Below are 2,572 nucleotides of genomic sequence, written 5' to 3'. Positions count from 1 at the left end.
GCGCGACCGGGAACTGGTGCGCCGCACCGCGCTGCTGCTCGGCCGCACCCCGGAGGGCGCGACCCGCTCCGACCGCGCCCTGGTCGACCTGGCGCGCCGCACGCCCGGCTTCGCCGCGCGCCTGACCGGCTGGCTCGGCGAGGCCCCGCAGGACTGGGCCGCGCTCGTCGGACCGAGCGCCCGGCGCACCATCGAGCAGCTGACCGGGGCGGTGCCCGTGTCGGCGTGAGCTCCGCCACCCCGGCCGATGCGGGCGACAAACTGTCGGCATGGCAGTCTTAGACCTGCGCGATCGGCAAGGGAACGTACAGACGTACGGGCGTACGGATACATACACGGGTTCGGCGAGGAGCGAAGACAGTGCAGCGCTGGCGTGGCTTGGAGGACATCCCCCAGGACTGGGGGCGCAGCGTCGTCACCATTGGTTCCTACGACGGCGTGCACCGCGGTCACCAGCTCATCATCGGCCGTGCGGTGGCCCGCGCCCGTGAGCTCGGCGTGCCCGCCGTGGTCGTCACCTTCGACCCGCACCCCAGCGAGGTCGTGCGGCCCGGCAGTCACCCGCCGCTGCTCGCCCCGCACCACCGGCGCGCCGAACTCATGGCGGACCTCGGCGTCGACGCCGTCCTCATCCTGCCCTTCACGACCGAGTTCTCGAAGCTGTCGCCCGCCGATTTCGTGGTCAAGGTCCTGGTCGACAAGCTGCACGCCAAGGCGGTCGTCGAGGGCCCCAACTTCCGCTTCGGGCACCGCGCCGCGGGCAACGTCGAGGTCCTCGCCGACCTCGGCCGGACGTACGACTACGAGGTCGAGGTCATCGACCTCTACGTGAGCGGCACCGCCGGTGGCGGCCTGCCGTTCTCGTCCACGCTCACGCGCCGCCTCATCGCCGAGGGCGACGTGGCGGGCGCCCACGAGATCCTGGGCCGCCCGCACCGCGTCGAGGGCGTCGTCGTCCGCGGCGCCCAGCGCGGCCGCGAGCTGGGCTTCCCCACGGCCAACGTGGAGACCCTGCCGCACACCGCGATCCCCGCCGACGGCGTCTACGCGGGCTGGCTGCACGCGCAGGGCGAGGCGATGCCCGCGGCGATCTCCGTCGGCACGAACCCGCAGTTCGACGGCACCGAGCGCACCGTCGAGGCGTACGCGATCGACCGCGTCGGCCTCGACCTGTACGGCCTGCACGTCGCCGTGGACTTCCTCGCCTTCGTCCGCGGCCAGGCGAAGTTCGACTCGATCGACGAGCTGTTGGTCGCCATCGGCGACGATGTGAAGAAGTCGCGGGAACTGGTCGAGGCAGCAGACGCGGCCACGGCGGGCTGACGACGGCCTGAGCGACGGTATTCAGCCCGTCCGGCGATTGAGGACGAGCCCGAAGGGCGATCTGCGGCACGCCGACTGCAAGGTCAACGCCGAACAGCCGCCCAGTGGCAAGCCACCTGCGTGCCTCCGGCGCCGGAAAGCACAGGAAGGTCCCGCTCCCGGCAGTCCCGCGCCACCCCGGCGCGCTCCGCCTCGCCGCTCGCGAGGATCTGGCAGCGAGCATGGAACCGGCAGCCGCCCGGCACCCGGGAGGGGTCCGGCGGCTCACCCGTGAGCACCACCGGCTCGCCCGGCGCCTCCGGCAGGACGGACAACAGCGCCTGGGTGTACGGATGCTGAGGCGCTGTCAGGACGTCCTCGACCGCCCCGGTCTCGACGATGCGCCCCAGGTACATGACGGCCACCCGGTCCGCGATGTTCCAGGCCAGCCCCAGGTCGTGGGTCACGACCAGCGCGGACAGGCCGAGTTCCTCGCGCAGCCGCAGCAGCAGCGCGAGGATCTCGCCGCGCACGGACGCGTCCAGTGAGGCCACCGGCTCGTCCGCGACGATGAGTTCGGGGTCGAGGACCAGCGCGCCCGCGATGACGACCCGCTGGCGCTGCCCGCCGGACAGCTCGTGCCGCCGGACAGCTCGTGCGGGTAGCGCAGGAAGAACCGCTCCGGCGGCCGCAGCCCGGCCCGCGACAGCGCCTCGCCGACGGCCGCCCGCTCGTCGCCCCCGTACCCGTGGATGCGCAGCCCCTCGGCCACGGCCTCGTACACCGTGTGCCGCGGGTTGAGCGAGCCGCTCGGGTCCTGGAGCACGAGCTGGACCCGCTTGCGGTACGCCTTCAGGGCCCGGCCGCGGTAGTCCAGCGGCTTGCCGTCGAAGGAGACCCGGCCGGACGTGGGCGCGACGAGCCCGAGCAGGGAGCGCGCGAGCGTGGTCTTGCCGCAGCCGGACTCGCCGACGAGCGCGACGATCTCGCCGCGCCGGATGTCGAGGTCCACGCCGTCCACCGCGCGCGCCGGGTCGGCGCCCCGGCGCCCGGGAAATGTGATGTGCAGGTCGGAGGCGGTGAGCAGCGGGGCGGAAGCCTCCGAGCGCGCCGCCGGGTCGAGGGTCGTCTCGGTGGTCATGCGCTTCTCCTCGAGGCCGGGGGAGCGGGTCGGTGGAGCACGGTGTACGCCGGGTGGTGCGCGGCGCGGGACGGGCGCCGGACGGCGTACGCGGGGCATGCCCGGGCGGCGCGCGCACGCGCACGCGGG

Annotated in this window: 2 protein-coding genes and 1 pseudogene; 2 read left to right on the top strand and 1 reads right to left on the bottom strand. The window is 73.9% G+C overall.

Features of this window, described 5'->3' with window-relative positions; genetic code table 11:
* On the top strand, positions 1-229 hold a 229-nt coding region (locus STRAU_RS16075), incomplete at its 5' end, for a hypothetical protein (protein ID WP_037659805.1).
* Between the two features lie 131 nt (positions 230-360).
* The gene (locus STRAU_RS16070) at positions 361-1,323 is read left to right on the top strand and encodes a bifunctional riboflavin kinase/FAD synthetase (protein WP_037659804.1); all 963 of its coding nucleotides are present in this window, start codon (positions 361-363) and stop codon (positions 1,321-1,323) included.
* Between the two features lie 83 nt (positions 1,324-1,406).
* Here STRAU_RS16070 and STRAU_RS16065 read toward each other — a convergent pair.
* Positions 1,407-2,443, bottom strand: a pseudogene (locus STRAU_RS16065) (ABC transporter ATP-binding protein).
* Positions 2,444-2,572 lie beyond the last annotated feature (129 nt).

The sequence above is a fragment of the Streptomyces aurantiacus JA 4570 genome, assembly GCF_000414115.1.
GTDB lineage: Bacteria > Actinomycetota > Actinomycetes > Streptomycetales > Streptomycetaceae > Streptomyces > Streptomyces aurantiacus_A.
Note: the sequence above shows the minus strand (reverse complement) of the source record. Positions and strands in the feature narration are given on the sequence as shown.